The organism is Pseudomonas sp. (assembly GCF_040514055.1).
In the GTDB taxonomy this organism is placed as follows: Bacteria; Pseudomonadota; Gammaproteobacteria; order Pseudomonadales; family Pseudomonadaceae; genus Aquipseudomonas.
On the sequence record NZ_JBEVDL010000079.1, the window covers coordinates 57,615 to 74,694 of the forward strand.

The following is a 17,080-nucleotide window of genomic DNA, read 5'->3' on the forward strand; positions in this document are numbered from 1 at the left end:
ATGGCGGCAGAAGCTCCGATTTTGATGCGCCTTCCTTTCGCACTCCGGCAGTGGCCGCACGGGGCCGAAAATGCAGTTCCCTGAGGCAGTCCATTTTCGGACCATCCCTGACAGGCTTATTCTTCCTCAGCTCTGCTGATTAATATAACTGCCCCCCGTTATCATCCAAGCGGAGAAAACGGCGCCTACTCGCCTCCCACGTTTTCGCTGATAAAGTCCAGGCGCTGGCTTAGCCACTGCCGAACGATTTCGGCCGCGGCCTGTTGCGCCTCATCCGCCGAAAAGCCGTGCTCGTGCTGCAACCAGGTGCTGGTTACCTGCCGGGCGGGCTCGAGGGCCGCAAGGGCCTGTTGGCGCAGCGTTGTCGGCCAGGACGTCTCGTCGTTCCAGTCACGCACGATCTGTTCGAGAGCCTGCGCCGGTGCAGCCGGGGCCTTGAGAAAGGCACGCGGCGAGCTCGTAGCCCTGAGCGCCAGCAGGTTCCAGTCGGCGTAGCTGGCAAAGCGCACAGTGCCGCTGTTTTCGCTTGCCGCGGACACCGCCTCGTCAACACTGCTGCTCAGTTGCTGCCAAGGCGCTTGTTCGAACAGGGGGTCCAGGGGTTCGCAGATCGGCGCAAAGCTGTCGCGGGTAGAACCGTAGAGCGGGCCAAAGGCGTCGTAGGCGGCATCCCCCTGACGCGAGAACACAAAGCAGTGCACATAGGCGCGCTGGTCGGCGAAGAAGGCGTACTCGGCCCGCTCGATCATCATGCGCAGCAGCGTCAGTTCGACCCGATCACGACTCACCGACTGATCGCGTTCCAGGTCATCGAATAGCGAGCGCGGGTAGTCATCGCTGGCCAGTGCCGCGAGTACCTGGCGACGGCTGCCGTCGGCCTCCCCTTGCGTCACCCCACTGGCCGGCTCAAAACGATGCAGATACACCCGCCAGGCCGCAGCCAACTCATTGGTCGGATAACGCCTCAACCCTTCTGCCGCCTCGGTCGGACGATAGGGAATGCTGGCGATAATCGCGTCCAGGGCCGCCGTGTCCGGCTGGGTCAGTTGGCCCACGTCGATCACTCGCTGGCGCAACAGCGGTTGCAGGCAGGCAACCAGTGTCTGCCGGGCATCGCCGCAGGCATCGCGGATGTGCAACCAGGCTCGCTGGCGACTGCGCAAGGCTTCGCGCTGATCGGGCTCCAGGTTGGCCATCGCCCGCTCGTAGTGCGCGCCGAGGGTGCTGTCCAGTGCACTTAATTCGGCATCGGCACAGAGCGCCCGCTCCACGCTGGTCGAGGCGTTCTGGCAGTCGAAGGACGCCGCCCCGGCAGGTGTGCCGGCACCCAACAGCAGTCCGGCAAACCACCCCAGGGATACGCGGGGCGAGAAGGGACGGGCCATGCTGGCCTTGGGTGTTTTATTTCGATTGCGCATTGGGCCAACACAATAGGTTAAGGGTCGAAATCATTATCCTTGAGCACCCCGCCCCTGCACCACCGGACAATCAGGTGACCGCACACGCTCTGTCCGGCGCCGAGGTTGCTGCCCGGCGCTCAACGTCCCTGGGGTTACGCCCATTGCGCGGCCCTTAACTGGACGAGGCTGGAAACGGCGTTTACGCTCCTAGCCATTCTGCTGATCCTCCATGGGGAGATCCGCCGAGCCTGGGGAGCCTATGAAAGACTCTATTCGGTATGCCGATTACCTGCGCATGATCGGCGCAGGCCGCCGCGAAATCCCCCTACGTGACCTGGTCGGCGCGCCGGTTCGCGGCGCCGATGGCCAGTGGCACGCCGCGCCCCAGCCAACTGCGAAACTGCGCGGGAACGAAATCACCGCCGTCCTCAAGCCCTATATCAGCGTGCGCCTGAAGGAGCAGTTTCGCGCCGTGGCGCCCTTGGCGCTGTACCTGGCACTGTTCCAGATCCTGATCCTGCGCCAATTGGTGGAAGACTCGCTGCTGGTCACGGCGGGTCTATTCGCCGTAATAGCCGGGCTGATGCTGTTTATGGAAGGGCTGAAACTCGGCCTGATGCCTTTCGGCGAAATCATTGGCAGCAACCTGCCCCGCAAGTCTTCCCTGCCCGTGGTGTTGCTGGTCACCCTGCTGCTGGGTATCGGGGTGACCTTCGCCGAACCCGCTATCGGCGCACTGCGCGCCGCCGGACAGAACGTCTCCGCGGAACGCGCGCCCTACCTCTGGGCAATTCTCAATCAGTGGACCAGCGAACTGGTGCTGGTGGTGGGGGCCAGCGTCGGTCTGGCGGCGGTAATCGGCACGCTGCGCTTCCTCTACAGCTGGAGCCTGAAGCCATTGATCTACCTGTCGCTGGCGCCCGTCCTGTTGCTGACGGTGTTTCTCGCCCTTGACCCGGAACTGAGCAAGGTGATCGGCCTGGCCTGGGATGCCGGCGCGGTCACTACCGGGCCGGTTACCGTGCCGCTGGTGCTGGCGCTGGGCATCGGCATCGCGTCCGCCGCCGGCAAGGGCGGTTCCGGACTGTCGGGCTTCGGCATCGTCACGCTCGCCTCGCTGTTCCCGGTTATCGGGGTGATGCTGCTGGCGTTGTATGTGGCTGCTACCTCCTCGACGGCGGAGATCATCGCCGCGGCACAGGCGGCAGCCGGTGCGGGCCAGCAGGTCTCGGCCTGGTACGAGGTCAGCCCGGGGCTGGAGATCGTCTCCGGCGTGCGGGCCATCGTGCCCCTGGTCCTGTTTCTGCTGGTCGTACTGAAACTGCTGCTGCGCCAAAGCCTGCCGCGGCGCAGCGAAATCCTGCTCGGCATCGTGCTGACCGTAATGGGCATGTGCCTGTTCAATCTCGGCCTGACTTACGGCCTGTCGAAACTGGGTGGGAGCGCGGGTTCGTTGCTGCCGGCGGCGTTTATGTCAATTTCCGGCGCGGACAATTCCCCGCTGTATCTGTACCAGGTAGGGCTGGTGCTGGCCCTGGCCTTCGCCTGGGTCCTTGGCTACGGAGCGACCGTCGCCGAGCCTGCGCTGAACGCCCTCGGCGTCACCGCCGAAACCCTGACCAACGGCTTTATCCGCAAACGCAGCCTGATACGGGCGGTGTCGATCGGCGTGGCCTGCGGTATCGCGGTGGGCGTGGCCAAGCTGGTGTTCGACCTGCCATTGGTTTGGCTGGTGGTGCCGCCCTACCTGTTCGCCGCCGCGCTGACGGTTTTTTCGAGCGAAGAGTTTGTCAACGTGGCTTGGGACAGCGCGGGCGTGACCACGGGCCCGATCACCGTGCCGCTGGTGTTGGCCATGGGCCTGGGGCTGGGCAATGCCACCCAGGCCGTCGAGGGGTTCGGCATTCTCTGCATGGCATCCGCCGGCCCCATCATCAGTGTGATGCTGCTCGGGCAGTGGGCGCGTTACCAGCAGTGGAAACAGGCGAAAGCCGCCCTGGAACAGCCCGCGAGTCCATTTTTACCTACAGGGGAAGCGGGATGAAAGCTGAAGGGATCACCTACCTGACCGACGTTGCCCTGATCACCTGTGTGGTCGCCGCTGGCCGCTCAGATGCGGTGATCCGCGCCGCCCAGGGCATGGGCGCGCCGGGGGCCGTGGTCTACCACGCCCATGGCGTGGGGCCCCGCGAGCGCCTCGGCCTGCTCAGCATCGCCATCGACGCGGAGAAAGAAGTGGTCAGCCTGCTGGTGGCCGCCGACTACCAGGACGCGGTGCTCGAGACCATCTACCGCGCGGCCGGGCTGGATGTGCCTGGTGCCGGCATGATCTATGCGACCGCGGTGGAAAAAGTGGCCACCTATATCCCCCGTGAACTGCTCGCCCAAGGGAAGGCCTCGTGAACGGGGTGGCTGCGGGCATACCGGGCGGGGCGGCCAAGCTGATCACCTGCGTCTTGCCCGACGACGGTACGGACCGTCGCCTGTTGCAGCTGCTGCGGGAGGCGCACGGCATTACCCGCGCCGACAGCGTTTACTGCCGCGGCGTGGCGGTGCTTCAAGCCGCCCAGGCTCAGGGCAACCAGGTGCCGGAGGCGACCCTTGCCCGGGTGATCAACGTGGTGGTGGATGACGCCCAGGCCGACGCGGTGTTCGAGCTTATCTGCGTGCACGCCCGGCTGAGCGAGCCGGGCAATGGCCCGGTGTACAGCGTTGCCTTGACCTTCGCCACGCCGCTGACGATGCCCGTGGGCCTGCCGGAAGAATCCGAGGCGTCGGAGAGCCTTTAGCCGGCGCCGCACCTACCGCGGACGGGGCACCACGCACAATCGCTGCCCGTTCCGTGGGCTTGCCTGCACGCCCCGTGCACCTGCCCGTTGTCCGGTTTCACTGTGTGCGGCGGGCTGTCGCTGGACAACGCGCCGAGACCGCCCTACCGCTATGTCCCAGGCGCCTTAACGCCCGGCCGCTCGCCCGCCACGCCACCTGTTCGCCAGGGACTTATGCAAAGCATATCGAAACGCAAATGGTCCGCGCTGACCCAGTCAGCCGGAGAAGGCAATGCCGATGCCCAGTGGGAACTGGGCTACTACCTGGAGCATGGCGCCGTCACACGATCCGGAAAGGTCCTGGCGACTCCCGACAGAAGCGCAGCCACGGGTTGGTACCTGCTGGCCGCCCAACAAGACGACGCCGGTGCCAAAAACGCCCTTAGCGCCCTGCTGAGTGCTGGCGATAACCCCGACTACAAGGCGGCGATTTTCTGGGCAAAATCGGCCATTCGGCAAGGCGACGCCAGCGCTGCCTACAACCTGGGCATCATCTACCGGGACTTGGGCAAACCTAAAGCCGCGTTTGGGCAGTATCAGCTCGCGGCGGCAATGGGGGACGCCGATGCCCACCTGCAAATTGGACTCTGTCATTTGCTGGGTCAGGGGACCGCCATCGATCATGGCGCCGCGCAGGCCAGCCTGAACAAGGTCCTGCTTGCCCCTTCCATTGGGACAGCCAAACGTACCCGGGAGGATGCGCTGTACTGGCTGGCGCTGATCAACCTGATGGGCCTTGGCCAGCGCCGAAACCTGGGGCAAGCCCAGGATATGCTGGAACGGACCAACGCGGACGATGATCATGAGCAGGCCAATGACATCCTCCATGTCATCGGCCATGCGGCCACACGTCGGCTTCGATCACCGGTGTGATCTGTCGCTCCCAGGGAGCCCGGCAGCGGACAATACCGCTATTGCGCAGGCCTGGACCGGCGGCGCACAGGCTCAGGGGACTGTCCGACCTTATTAACGATGCAAACTATATTTTATAACCGCCTCTGTACAACTTACGCATCGAAAACAACAAAAAGAGCGGCTGTACTTTTTCATTTACAGATGAACTTCTGCATACTCCCAAGCAAATAACTCAGTCCCATGGGGCCGTGATGCAGGATCCACAGCCATTGGCAGCGGCGCTTACCGACAACGACCGATATCGCGTGTTGGTGGAAGCGGTCATCGATTATGCCATCTACATGATCGATCCCCAGGGCATCGTTCGCAGCTGGAGCACCGGCGCCAAACGGATCAAGCTGTACGAGGAAGCCGAGATCATCGGCCAACATTTCTCGATCTTCTATAGCCCCGAAGACCGTGTCGCGAATCTGCCGATGAAGGCCCTGGCGATCGCCGCCAGCGAAGGGCGTTTCGACGGAGAAGGCTGGCGGCTACGAAAGGATGGCACACGCTTCTGGGCGCTGGTGGTGCTCGACCCCATCTGGGCCGAAGACGGCAGCCTGATCGGCTATGCCAAGGTCACCCGGGACCTGACCGAACGCAAGTTGGCCCAGGAGGCTCTGCGCGCCAGCGAGCAGCAGTTCCGTCTGCTGGTTCAGGGCGTGACCGACTATGCGCTCTACATGCTCGACCGCAACGGCATCGTGACGACCTGGAACGCCGGTGCGCAGCGGATCAAGGGATACGAGCCCAACGAAATTATCGGCAAACATTTCTCGTTGTTTTTCGAGCCTGACGACGCCGAGAACGGCGCTCCCCAGCGCGCCCTGGAAACCGTGGTGCAAGACGGCCGCTTCGAGGGCCAGGGTTGGCGCCTGCGTAAAGATGGCTCACGGTTCATGGCCCATGTGGTCATCGACCCGATCCGCGAAGACACCGGCACCATCATCGGCTTCGCCAAGATCACCCGCGATATCACCGACACCCACCTTGCCCAGGCGGCGCTGAAAGAAGCGAAGGAAGCCCTGTACCAATCACAAAAAATGGAAGCCCTGGGTCAGCTTACCGGCGGAATCGCCCACGACTTCAACAACCTGTTGATGGTCATTCTGGGCAGTCTGGAGCTGGCGAAAAAACGCCTGACAAACCAGCCGGCCGTTCTGCCCCTGCTGGACAACGCCATCGCCGGCGCTCAACGGGGCGCGTCGTTGACCCAACGCATGCTGGCGTTTGCGCGTCGGCAGGAACTCAATCCCCAGCCGGTCGATGTCGGCACCTTGATCCGGGGCATGTCCGACCTGCTGGCCCACTCGCTGGGCCCGCAGGTCGCCATCGAAACGCGTTTTCCCTTGGTCCTGCAGCCCGTGCTGGTGGACGCCAGCCAACTGGAAATGGCCATCCTGAATTTAGCCATCAACGCGCGCGACGCGATGCCCAACGGCGGCACCCTGGTCATCGCGGCCAGGGAGGAGCGGATAAGCAGCGCGCCAGCCCTCGAAGACCCGGACATTTTCGTCTGCATCTCTGTCACAGACGAAGGCATCGGCATGGACGAGGCCACCCTGCAGAGGGCCATGGAGCCGTTCTTCACCACCAAAGGCCTGGGCAAGGGCACTGGTCTGGGCCTGTCGATGGTGCACGGCCTGGCCCAGCAATCCGGCGGCGCCTTCAGCCTGAAAAGCGTACTGGGCCAGGGCACCACCGGCGAGTTACGGCTGCCGGTTTCGCCTGCGCTGAACCCTGCCATGGACGGCGACGCGGCCCCCTCCACCAGGCCACGCGCCAGTGCTGACCCGGCTCGGCTGAAGATATTGTTCGTCGACGATGACCCGTTGCTGCTGCTCAGCGGCACGGCCATGCTGGAAGATTTGGGGCACTGGGTGCTGGCGGCCGATGGCGGCGCCGACGCCCTGGCGTTGTTGCCGCTGCACCCGGATTTCGACCTGGTGATTACCGACCTGGCCATGCCGGGCATGTCCGGGCAGCAACTGGCCGAACAGATCCTGCGGCTGGTGCCCGGGCTGCCGGTGATCCTGTCGTCCGGCTTTACCGAGTTCGCCACGTCCAGCACCCACGGCCTGGCGAGGCTACCCAAGCCCTATACCCAAAAGGAGCTGGCCCAGGTGATAGCCAGGATACTCACCCCGGCCGGCATCCGCGCCACGCCGTAGCCGGCTCCCGGCACCGCCGGGCGGCGCTGGCGCCCCCTTTCCCTGCGACAGGTGGGACTGTGCAGGGACAGGCCGATTGAACCGCGCAGACCAGTGGCGCGCACGCGATGTCCAGCGCGACCTCAACCGAGAACGACAACGCCGCGGGAGCGCGCATATGATCACCACCCGGGTTATCGATATTCGCATCACCAGGGCCAGCGGCCAGGTTCGGGCCGGGGCATCAGAGTTACTGGCCGGCTTGAGCTGCATCGGGCCGGACATGGAAATGTAGATCTGCTCGCAACCCCATCACCTGCCCTCTCTACACGCCATACTAGCGTCCCTGTGTGGCAATCATCCCTCGCGGCGAAAGCATAAGCGCATCCGCAGACACAGTTCTCAAGCGCTTGGCGCGTCCATGGGAGCGTTTTGCCCCATGACTTTTCCGAGGGAAACATTTAAATTGACGCCTCTTTGTCTAAGACCCTCCTTGGCGGGCAATCCTCATTGACCGTCGCGTGCCCCCATCAGGCTTTAACGTGCGCGCTACAACAGCGGCCTTCGGCCTGGGTCCTTCACTTACATAAAAAATAATCACCCCACCTTACGGATATAGGACCTTATATGGAAACGCTTAGGCAATTATTGTCCGACCCCCTTAGAAAGAAAGCTTTTATAGGGTTAATCGCGTTCAGCCTGCTTAATACAGTACTGACATACAACCCAAACACACTTGACGTAACCCTGATTTATCTGCTGCTTTGCCCAGCATTCAATGCATTTGCAATTTATCTGATACTTACGCTACGAGGCGAGGAGAAACTTCATCGACTGAAACCTCAGCTGGTCACCAGCATTGGAGTTTGGGGTTACTTATGGCGCTCGTACATTATCATTGGCACGGCGACGCTTATGGCATTCCTCTCCCTGTATTGGGTGTTCGGCTTCCACTCGGCGGGATCGAGCGGCACGCAGTATCTCGCACTTTCCATGCTTGCCCTGTTCTGCATGCCAATCACCTGTTGGCTGTTTTTTTCGATAGCCAGGCAGGCACAGCTTGCACAGCTCCTGACGCTGTTCAGGGGGGTCTAGCCTCACGCGCCAAACCTTGCTGGACCCAAGCAGGGCTGCTGGACGTTATCAACCATTCGGCGTAGCCCTGCTACTCACTGGCTCCGCCGACATAGCGTGAGTCTGCGCGGCAACAGGGCCTGCCAAGCCTGGAAATATCCACTATCGCGCGCAGGCCAAAAACCGCCGGGCCTTGTACAAAACTTACAACTCTCCCTCTTGTGCGCAGTTGTATCAAGCGGTGATGCTAGGGCCAGATCCAATGGGCCTGGATACTGTTACTCCGCACATTCGAAATTCCGCTGATGGACGTAATTCGGCCCATGCATCTGCTGCCCGGGCCGAGACAATGTTCGCTGCAAACGTCACCCTGCCTGCCATCGCCGCCTTCGCGCTGGCCCACAACCGTCGCGCATCAGCCGGTCACCATATCCTTGGAGCTGTCATGCCTTTCTCCGCCTTCGCCTGTATCGACAACGGTATCGATGCGTACAGTTGCGGCGATTACCTCACCGCGTTCAACGAGTTCTCTCAGGCGGCCCAGGCGGGGGAACCCGAAGGCAAGCACTTGCTGGCCAGCCTGTATTACCAGGGACTGGGTACCGAACGCGACCTGCAACAGGCCGTGCGGCTGTTTCAGGAAGCCGCCGACGCCCACTATCCGCCGGCCCTGGCCAACCTGGCGCTGATGCATGGCAATGGCGATGGCGTCCCCCTGGACCCCAAAAGGGCACACGAATACGGCCTGAAGGCGGCGCAAGCGGGGGATCCACAGTCGCAGTTCAACCTCGGGCAGGCCTACCGCAAAGGGCTGGGCCTGGCGCAGGACCTGGAACAGGCCGCCTATTGGTACCGCCAGGCCGCGGAGGCGGGCTCGCTGGCCGCGCAGAACGAGTACGGCCTGTTGTTCGCCCAAGGCCTGGGCGTGGCCCTCGACCCGGTGCAGGCCTTCGCCTGGATCGATCTGGCGGCCAGTGCCGGCGATCCTCAGGCGCTGAGGAACCGCGCACAACTGCTACGCGTGCTCGAGCCGGACCAACAGCACATCGCACGCCAACTGGCGGCGGAGTATGCCGCCCGCTACGCCGCTCACCCATAAACTGCGCACTCATCCGTTTGCGTTTTTTGTGGACCTCACTACCACGGCTCCCAGGGCGCCGGTGGTGTGCGGAGCAGAGTGTGCCTGGGAAGTGGAGCTACTGCGGGCCTCAACCTGCCGAAAAATCGGGACTTTCCCTAGCAAAGCTTATAAAATTTTACACCGCACAAACGCTTATTTCGCTGTGCTCCTCCACAGTTCTACGGGCTAACCGAAAAAAGCAAAAGCTTGTAACTTTGCTACGCCCTACTTCAGCCTTCGAACTCACATTCATACGGAAATTCCGATATGCGCAAATTATTCATCATATTACCTCTTCTTTTCGCCACTCACACGTTCGCTGACGCCAAAAGCGAAAAAATCGGGGAGCTGATGAAAGCACAGGGGCTGCTTGAGACCTGGACTCAGCAAATCGAACTAGGCAAGAAATATAATAAGAAAACCAGTACCGATGCAATTGAACAGGTCCTCTCGAAGCTAAACCCCAGCGACGAATTCAAGAAACGTCTCAGGATCGCGGCTGACACATTTATCAAAAAAACAGAAGCGCCCTGGACACCGGAAAAAATTGTAGATGTTTGGGCGGGTTTTTACGGACCGGAATTCACCGAAACCGAGCTCGATCAATTGATTGCATTCTACCGTTCGCCACTGGGACAAAAAGATATCCGCGCCTCACGCAAAGCGGTAGATAATTTCTCTAAGTATTTCCAAGAAGCCAGCCAACCCATCCTTGAAAAAGCCACCTCGGATTTCGTAGAGGAACTCCAGATTATTGCCAAGGAATGCAACTGCGCCAAATAGACTATTGCGTCAGCCGCATTAACAACATGGTGAAGGCGTATGGCTAGCGCGTTGCATTCAACGTCACCGGTACAGCCATAGGGCGACTCCCCGAGGGCCTGTTGACACTACCCGCACGGCCGCGCCGAACCTAGTTTTGAAACCAGGCCCGGCATGAAACGGGCCGTCGGGAGCGTCAGAACGAAGCACGAGTAACCCCTTATCGCATCAGAACAGGACCGGCGTGGCGTGGCGTGGCGTGGCCCGACCCTGCGGGTTGCGCGAAAAAGTGCACAATGCCGCGTGGCGAACCTGGGCAAGGGAATGACCCTTGCCGGCGTCTCGCGCCTTGCCTGGAACCCTTCTTCGCAGCACCGCGCCTCGCGAGGGTTAATGCCCACAGGCCCTAATCCGAACGAAGGTTGACTTCAGCCGGGTCGGCCAGCGCCTGGGACGGGTACACCTGCCACCAGGCGCCTTGCCCCGAACAGTGGAATTTCCGCTCGAGCGGCGCCTTGACCAGGCGCAGCACTGGCTGGTCGTCGACGCTGGACGTGGCCCAGTTGCGGTTCCAGTCCCAGCCGTCCTGGAACGGCCGGGACAAGGTCGCGGTCAAAACCTCCCGGCCCTGGAGCACGGTCACCTTGTCAGCGGAAACAATCAACTTGTTGCCGCCCGCGCCCGGCGCCCCGACCGTGGACCAGGTCCGGCCGCTGTCGGTGGTGAAGTCGATCGGATCGCGACAGCCGCCGCCGTTGGAACCACAACTCCCGGAATCCTTTCGCCAGGGCGCAACCAGGTACTGGCCGTTGCCGGCGTCGATAATGAATTCGTCCTGTGGAGCGATGGAGTACGAACTTCCATCCCAAACCCTGACCAGGCTGCGGATGCCCAGCTTCTTATCGACGTAGGTCAGGTTACCCTGGATGCAGGCGTAGGCCTGCCAGGGTTCGAACTCGAAGTAGCGCGCTTCGTCGATGCGGTAGACCACTTGAGGGGCCGCAACCGGTCCGCGATACAGGGCTCGTTGATCGGCATCCGCGTATTGATCGAGGTTGGGCTGCAGATCCGCCCAGAAGCGGAAATCAAAATCCGTGGACAGCTCCCTCAGCTCACCGTTCTCCTGCACCTCGGCTCGTACTTCCGCCGCCTTGAGGTGAATGCTGTCGCCCTCGAGCCAGTAGAGTGCGAACGCGAACGAATCGACCGGACGTTTGCCCACATTGCCGTAGGTCATATTCTTCGCCTCCAGCAGATACGGCCTTGGGCAACCGGGCGTGGCCTGGCGAATCCGCTTGCGCAGCTTGTCGCGACCGTCACCCGCAAGACGAAAGGGGCTCAAGGCGCTCCAGTCCACCAGGTGTTGCCGTATCCCGCGAGCCTGATCGACGTAATACAGATCGGGTACTCCACACGGGCCACCCACCGGCACGGCCTGGATAAAACGCTGGCTGTCGATCTGGTTGACGATGCCACCTGGTCCGGGAGTCGCCGGTTTGGCCACATTGGCACCGGGTGTGCTGCAGCCCAGCAACCAGGGCAGGGTCAGCCCCATCAGGCGGATCACGGATCTCATGCGCTGTCCTTCGGGTGGCGTTGGGTCGACCTGCATCTTGCCTGAATGGCCGACCCGTTAGCGCTTTTATCGGTCAGCCATTCGGACACAGGCCAAGGCTCACGATCGCCGCGGAGGCGATGCGGCCCTGGCCCCAACCCGCGGGCACCTCCACTGGCGACTCAACCCCGCAGGGTCTGCGCCAGGCGTCGCGCCGCCGCGTCAATGGCGGCGCAGTCGTATGGCGCAAAGCCCATGACCAGGCCTGGTGGCCGCGGCCGGGTGCAATAGCAATAGCGCCCCAGCGGCAGCACATCGATACCCGCCTCGTTCAGGCGTGTCCAGGCCAGCTGCTCGTCGATCCCCTGCAGCTCACCGACCACGTCGAGTCCGGCACGAATTTCCGGCACCTCGATCAAGCCGCGCCAATGGCCATGGGCGGCCTCGGCGAAGGCGTCGGCGCGCTGCCCATAGAGTTTGCGCATGCGCCGTACATGGCGGTCGAGATGGCCCTGAACGATAAAGTCCGCCAGCACCGCCTGGGCCAGGCTGTTGGCGTGCCGGGCCAGCAGGGCCGCGGCGCGGGTAAAGGGCTCCACCAGGGGCGCTGGCAGCACCATATAGGCCAGGCGGATCGACGGAAACAGCAACTTGCTGAACGTGCCGGCCAGAATCACCCGACGTTCACCGCCGGGCAGGCTGCGCAGGGCCGGAATCGGCTTGGCGATAAAACGGTACTCGCTGTCGTAGTCGTCCTCGAAAATATAGGCATCCTCGGCGCTCGCCCAGCGCAGCAGTGCCAGGCGCCGCGCCGGCGACAGCTCGGCGCCCAGGGGCGCCTGGCGCGACGGCGTGACATAGGCCAGACGCGCCCTGGGCGCCATGGCAATGCCGACCTCGACCTGAATACCCTGCTCGTCCACCGGCACCGGCACCTGGGAAACCCCCATCAGCGCCATCAGCTGGCGCGCCCCGGGATAGCCCGGGTCCTCGATCCACACCTGGCCGTCGACCGGCACCAGCAAGCGCAGGCTGAGATCGAGCGCCTGCTGCACGCTGCTCAGCACCAGGATGTGTTCGGCGGCTACCCGCACCCCGCGGCTGATCGCCAGGTGGCCGGCAATGGCTTCGCGCAGCGCCGGCAAGCCGGCGGGGTCCGCGTCCATCAGCGCCGGCAGCCGTGAGTGGCGCAGGTGCTGGTTGTGCAGCTGGCGCCAGAGGTCCACGGGGAACGCCCGCACGTCGCCGCGATGGGGGAAAAACGGGTACAGCCCGGGCGTCCTGTCGCGCTTCGCGAAAATCGGCGTAAGTCCCGCTACCCGTTGCATCCAGGGTGTATCGGGCAAGGCCTGGGGCAACTCCGGCGGCGCCACCTGGCGCCGCACATAACCGGTGTGCAGCCGAGCGTCTGGCACCACCTCGCTGACCCGAGTGCCACTGCCGACGCGGGTCAGCAGATACCCCTCGGAGCCGAGCTGCTGGTAGGCCGCCTGCACGGTACCCCGGGCGATCTGGTAATGGCCGGCCATCGCACGGGTGCTGGGCAGTTGGCTGCCGGCCGGCAACCGGCCACTGAGAATCGCCTCGCGCACGGCTTCGTACAGCCAGCGTTGCAGACCGACCCCGGGCGCAGGCGGAGCCAAAGGCAGAAGTACAACGAGGGGCGAGTTGTCGGCGGCCATGGCACATCCAAAGTGGACTAATAAAGTAGGACAAAACTGGCTCAATACCATGAGCCATAGTACCGACACAATGAAGCCGACTTCGCCAGCCGTCCCGCGCTGGCGAGCCCAGGTTTCTACTCGGAGCTCCTCCCCATGCAACAGCACATCCTGATCATCGGTGCCGGCTTCGGCGGCCTTTGGAGCGCCTTGAGCGCGGCCCGCCTGCTTGACCTGCACGGCAATCGGCAGATCGCCATTACCCTGCTCGCGCCCCAGGCCGCCTTGCAGGTGCGCCCGCGTTTTTACGAAGCCAACCCCGCCAGCCTGAGCGCCCCGCTGGAGGCCTTGTTCGACGCCGTAGGGGTGAATTTTGTCCAGGGCCTGGCGGTCGCCATCGATAGCCTGGACCAACACGTCCGCTACCGGGACGCGCGGGGCGTCGAGGCCGAGCTGCGCTACGACCGCCTGATCCTCGCTGCCGGCAGCCAGGTCAACCGCCCGGCCCTGCCCGGCATCGAAGAATTCGCCTTCGACGTCGACCGCCTGGACTCGGCCGTCGAATTGGAGCGCCACCTGCATCGCCTGCGCGAGCTGCCCGATAGCCCGGCGCGCAATACCCTGGTGGTGGCCGGCGGCGGATTTACCGGCATTGAAACCGCCACCGAACTGCCGGCGCGGCTCAAGGCGATCCTCGGCGAGGACACGCAGGTCCAGGTAGTGGTGGTCGACACGGGCAGCCGTATCGGCGAAGCACTGGGCAGCGAGATCGCTCCCCTGGTCGCCCAAGCCAGTGAGCAGCTGGGCATCCACTGGCGACTTGGCTTACCGGTGGTGGCGGTCGATGCCGGCGGTGTGACGCTGCAGGACGGCAGCCGGATCCCGACCAAAACCCTGGTGTGGACGGTAGGGGTCAATGCCTCGCCGCTTACCCGCCAGATCGAGGGCGAGCGTGACCGCCAGGGACGCCTGCATGTAGACAGCCGCCTCAAGGTCGTGGGCCAATCTGCGGTGTTCGCCACGGGTGACACTGCCTACGCCGCGCTGGACGACCAGGGCAACCATGCCCTGATGTCCTGCCAGCACGCCATCGCCCTGGGCCGTTACGCCGGCCACAACGCGGTGGCTGACCTGCTCGGCCTGCCGCCGCTGCCCTACCGTCAACCCAAGTACGTGACCTGCCTGGATCTGGGGGGTTACGGCGCGGTGTTCAGTGAGGGCTGGGAACGCAAAGTACTGCTCACCGGCGCGGACGGCAAACAGCTGAAGACCCAGATCAACACCCAGTGGATCTATCCACCAGCGGCGGATCGCGCCAGTGCACTGGCCGCCGCCGACCCGCTGATTCCGGTGGTTGCCTAGGGCCCCATGCGGTAACACGGGACTGGGCAGGGGGATAATCAGTCCTCTCCCCCTTGTAGGAGCCCCACCCTCAGGCCGAAGCCATGGCGGGGATCCCTGGGCAACACGCAGGTATCAGGGCCCCTCCGGTGCAAGGGCGCGCCGCCCACTGGATGCAACGCCAAGATAGCAGCCTGCCAGCGTCCCGCGACTGGCCTGTGGACATTATTTCGCGGCAACGCGGCGCGTATGGCCAGTGTCCACCAACCCTGGCCGCTCGGCATTGGTCAGGAGAGGATCAGGTCGTCGTAGTCGCTGATCGGAAAGTCCTCAAGAGAACACCCACCCCAGCCGACACGCCGTAGTAGAACTACGCGGGTGAGTCCCCTGCCGGGGCAAACTGCGCCCCTCGTTCGAATGTCCAACGAGGAATAAACAGTTGCCGGCAGTTCAGGCCCATCCCTTGGGAACACCCGCGCGGCTGGATCTTCCAGCGCTTGTCCCGCGCTGACGTCGCCTCGTATTGACACCTGTCTACCCTATCCAGCCTTCACCTGGACCTGCTGCCGAGGGATCACGATGTTCACTAGCAAACTGAAAAAAGAAAATGCGGCCCTGCGCGCCGAGCTGACCAGCATGCAGAAAATCCGCGAGGCGCTGAACCAGGAAATGCTGGTGCTGGAGCTGGACCCCGCCGGCTATATCCGCATCGCCAATGAACAATTCCTCAAGGAGCTGGGATATACCCGGGAAAGCTTGCTGGGGCGCAGGCTGGAGGAGCTGTTCCCCGCCAACTTTCGTGGCGAGGTCAATTTCAGCAAATACCAGAACGCCCTCCAGCGCGGCGAGCACTGCAATGGCGCCTTTCGCTTTTTAGCCGCCAACGGTGAGGAAACCTGGTTACGCTGCATCGTCCAACCGGTCCAGGATGAACAGGGCAAGTCCAGGAGCATATTTATCTGCGCATCGAACCTCACCCGTACCATCGCCACCTCCCGCGACCAACAATGCTTCCTCGATGCCCTCAACCGCTCCACCGCGGTTATCGAGTTCAACCTGGATGGCACCGTCATCACGGCCAATGAGCAGTTCCTCAAGGGCATGGGCTATTCGTTGGCGCAGATCAAGGGCAAGCACCACCGGCTGTTCTGCGAACCCGAGGAGCACCATTCCTCGCAGTACAAGCATTTCTGGGAGCGCTTGAACCGCGGCGACTACATCGCCTCGCGGTTCAAGCGGGTCGACGCTCGAGGCCAGGTGGTCTGGCTGGAGGCCTCCTACAACCCGGTCCATGACAACCACAACCGCTTAAGCAAGGTGGTCAAATTCGCCACCGTCATCACCGACCAGATCAACCGTGAACAGGCAGTCGCCGAAGCCGCCACCATTGCCTTCAGCACCTCGCAGCAGACCGACCTGACGGCGCAAAAAGGCGCGGCGGTGGTCAAGCAAACCGTCGAGGTCATGCGCCAGATCGCGCAAAAAGTGCAGGAAGCCGCGGAAGGCATTGGGGCCCTGGATAAACAATCGCTGCTGATCAGCTCGATCATGAAGACCATCAGCGAAATTGCCGATCAGACCAATCTGCTGGCCCTGAATGCGGCGATCGAAGCAGCAAGGGCCGGCGACCAGGGCCGTGGTTTCGCCGTGGTGGCCGACGAAGTGCGGCAACTGGCGGGTCGCACCAGCAAGGCGGCCGAGGAAATCATCGGCGTCGTGCAAAAGAACCAACAGCTGGCGCAGGCCGCCGTACAAAGCATGGCCAGCAGCAGGGAACAGGCCGAGCAGGGGCTGACCCTCGCCAGCGAAGCCGGCGAGGTGATAGTCGACATTCAGGATGGGGCACAGAAGGTCGTCAGCGCCGTTGGCCAGTTCGCCAATCAACTGACTTGAGAGGCGGCCCGCTATGCCGCGCCGCAATGACCAGCGAGTGACCGGCCCAAGCGGCCCGATCGGGGAACAGCCCATGGGCGCCAGCGGCGGCCTTCAGGCGTTGGGCTTGGCCGGTTTGAACCGCCAGGACTCGCCCGGTGCCTGGAGTTTGGGCAGCGCGGTACCCAGGTCGCGGACCGGGCCCGGCGTGGACTTGTAGACAGCCCAGCCACAGGGTAGCCGCTGTGAGTAGCGGATCGGGGAGGTCGGGCGGTAACGTGCCCTGGCTTGCGGCTGAGCGCCGCGTGCCCATATGTGATTGCTCGCCATGGTGTCGCCTAGTTCAAGAGACTAGAGATCGCAGCACCGGGAGTGGTTCACAATTTGGTCAATTCGTTGAGTATGGCGGACTAACATCAA

13 protein-coding genes are annotated in these 17,080 nt (G+C 63.1%); 10 read left to right on the forward strand and 3 right to left on the reverse strand.

The window, feature by feature from the left end:
- Positions 1-185: 185 nt before the first annotated feature.
- Entirely contained in the window at positions 186-1,418 is a 1,233-nt protein-coding gene (locus tag ABWY06_RS20955; protein WP_353927514.1) for a lysozyme inhibitor LprI family protein, read from the reverse strand.
- A 241-nt stretch (positions 1,419-1,659) separates the two neighbouring features.
- On the opposite strand from ABWY06_RS20955, the gene ABWY06_RS20960 reads away from it, so the two are divergent.
- The 8 genes from ABWY06_RS20960 to ABWY06_RS20995 all read left to right on the forward strand — a co-directional run bounded on the left by ABWY06_RS20960 (position 1,660) and on the right by ABWY06_RS20995 (position 10,252).
- Complete coding sequence (locus tag ABWY06_RS20960) at positions 1,660-3,444, forward strand: DUF1538 domain-containing protein (protein ID WP_353927515.1); 1,785 nt, start codon at positions 1,660-1,662, stop codon at positions 3,442-3,444.
- A complete protein-coding gene (locus ABWY06_RS20965; protein ID WP_353927516.1) occupies positions 3,441-3,803 on the forward strand; it encodes a P-II family nitrogen regulator in 363 nt (120 codons plus the stop codon). The genes ABWY06_RS20960 and ABWY06_RS20965 overlap by 4 nt, the downstream gene beginning before the upstream one ends.
- Positions 3,800-4,189 carry a hypothetical protein gene (locus ABWY06_RS20970; protein ID WP_353927517.1) on the forward strand — a complete coding sequence of 130 codons (390 nt, stop codon included), beginning with the start codon at positions 3,800-3,802 and terminating at the stop codon, positions 4,187-4,189. Before ABWY06_RS20965 ends, ABWY06_RS20970 begins: the two co-directional genes overlap by 4 nt.
- A 102-nt stretch (positions 4,190-4,291) precedes the next feature.
- On the forward strand, positions 4,292-5,101 hold the full coding sequence (locus tag ABWY06_RS20975; RefSeq protein ID WP_353927518.1) for a tetratricopeptide repeat protein: 810 nt from the start codon (positions 4,292-4,294) through the stop codon (positions 5,099-5,101).
- A 233-nt stretch (positions 5,102-5,334) separates the two neighbouring features.
- Entirely contained in the window at positions 5,335-7,296 is a 1,962-nt protein-coding gene (locus ABWY06_RS20980) for a hybrid sensor histidine kinase/response regulator (protein WP_353927519.1), read from the forward strand.
- A gap of 606 nt (positions 7,297-7,902) precedes the next feature.
- Complete coding sequence (locus tag ABWY06_RS20985; RefSeq protein ID WP_353927520.1) at positions 7,903-8,370, forward strand: hypothetical protein; 468 nt, start codon at positions 7,903-7,905, stop codon at positions 8,368-8,370.
- A gap of 424 nt (positions 8,371-8,794) precedes the next feature.
- Positions 8,795-9,448, forward strand: a complete 654-nt coding sequence (locus ABWY06_RS20990) for a tetratricopeptide repeat protein (RefSeq protein WP_353927521.1) — start codon at positions 8,795-8,797, stop codon at positions 9,446-9,448.
- Positions 9,449-9,736: 288 nt separating this feature from the next.
- Entirely contained in the window at positions 9,737-10,252 is a 516-nt protein-coding gene (locus ABWY06_RS20995) for a DUF2059 domain-containing protein (RefSeq protein WP_353927522.1), read from the forward strand.
- A gap of 385 nt (positions 10,253-10,637) precedes the next feature.
- On the opposite strand, the gene ABWY06_RS21000 is transcribed toward ABWY06_RS20995, so the two are convergent.
- Both ABWY06_RS21000 and pdxR read right to left on the reverse strand, forming a co-directional pair.
- Positions 10,638-11,807, reverse strand: coding sequence for a T6SS immunity protein Tli3 family protein (locus ABWY06_RS21000; RefSeq protein WP_353927523.1), 1,170 nt, complete (start codon positions 11,805-11,807; stop codon positions 10,638-10,640).
- A gap of 161 nt (positions 11,808-11,968) precedes the next feature.
- Positions 11,969-13,468 (reverse strand): MocR-like pyridoxine biosynthesis transcription factor PdxR, encoded by a 1,500-nt coding sequence (gene pdxR, locus ABWY06_RS21005; protein WP_353927524.1) that lies wholly within the window; start codon positions 13,466-13,468, stop codon positions 11,969-11,971.
- A 135-nt stretch (positions 13,469-13,603) separates the two neighbouring features.
- Here pdxR and ABWY06_RS21010 point away from each other — a divergent pair, with 135 nt between their 5' ends.
- Both ABWY06_RS21010 and ABWY06_RS21015 read left to right on the forward strand, forming a co-directional pair.
- Positions 13,604-14,809: an NAD(P)/FAD-dependent oxidoreductase gene (locus ABWY06_RS21010; protein ID WP_353927525.1), complete on the forward strand. Its 1,206-nt coding sequence runs from the start codon at positions 13,604-13,606 to the stop codon at positions 14,807-14,809.
- Between the two features lie 558 nt (positions 14,810-15,367).
- Positions 15,368-16,681, forward strand: coding sequence for a methyl-accepting chemotaxis protein (locus tag ABWY06_RS21015; protein WP_353927526.1), 1,314 nt, complete (start codon positions 15,368-15,370; stop codon positions 16,679-16,681).
- The last annotated feature ends 399 nt before the right edge of the window (positions 16,682-17,080 follow it).

Bases quoted from the DNA above. Each gene is read 5' to 3' on its own strand.
- ABWY06_RS20955 (WP_353927514.1), bottom strand. From the start codon at position 1,418: ATGCGCAATCGAAATAAAACACCCAAGGCCAGCATGGCCCGTCCCTTC.
- ABWY06_RS20960 (WP_353927515.1), top strand. From the start codon at position 1,660: ATGAAAGACTCTATTCGGTATGCCGATTACCTGCGCATGATCGGCGCA.
- ABWY06_RS20965 (WP_353927516.1), top strand. From the start codon at position 3,441: ATGAAAGCTGAAGGGATCACCTACCTGACCGACGTTGCCCTGATCACC.
- ABWY06_RS20980 (WP_353927519.1), top strand. From the start codon at position 5,335: ATGCAGGATCCACAGCCATTGGCAGCGGCGCTTACCGACAACGACCGA.
- ABWY06_RS20985 (WP_353927520.1), top strand. From the start codon at position 7,903: ATGGAAACGCTTAGGCAATTATTGTCCGACCCCCTTAGAAAGAAAGCT.
- ABWY06_RS20990 (WP_353927521.1), top strand. From the start codon at position 8,795: ATGCCTTTCTCCGCCTTCGCCTGTATCGACAACGGTATCGATGCGTAC.
- ABWY06_RS20995 (WP_353927522.1), top strand. From the start codon at position 9,737: ATGCGCAAATTATTCATCATATTACCTCTTCTTTTCGCCACTCACACG.
- ABWY06_RS21000 (WP_353927523.1), bottom strand. From the start codon at position 11,807: ATGAGATCCGTGATCCGCCTGATGGGGCTGACCCTGCCCTGGTTGCTG.
- pdxR (WP_353927524.1), bottom strand. From the start codon at position 13,468: ATGGCCGCCGACAACTCGCCCCTCGTTGTACTTCTGCCTTTGGCTCCG.
- ABWY06_RS21010 (WP_353927525.1), top strand. From the start codon at position 13,604: ATGCAACAGCACATCCTGATCATCGGTGCCGGCTTCGGCGGCCTTTGG.
- ABWY06_RS21015 (WP_353927526.1), top strand. From the start codon at position 15,368: ATGTTCACTAGCAAACTGAAAAAAGAAAATGCGGCCCTGCGCGCCGAG.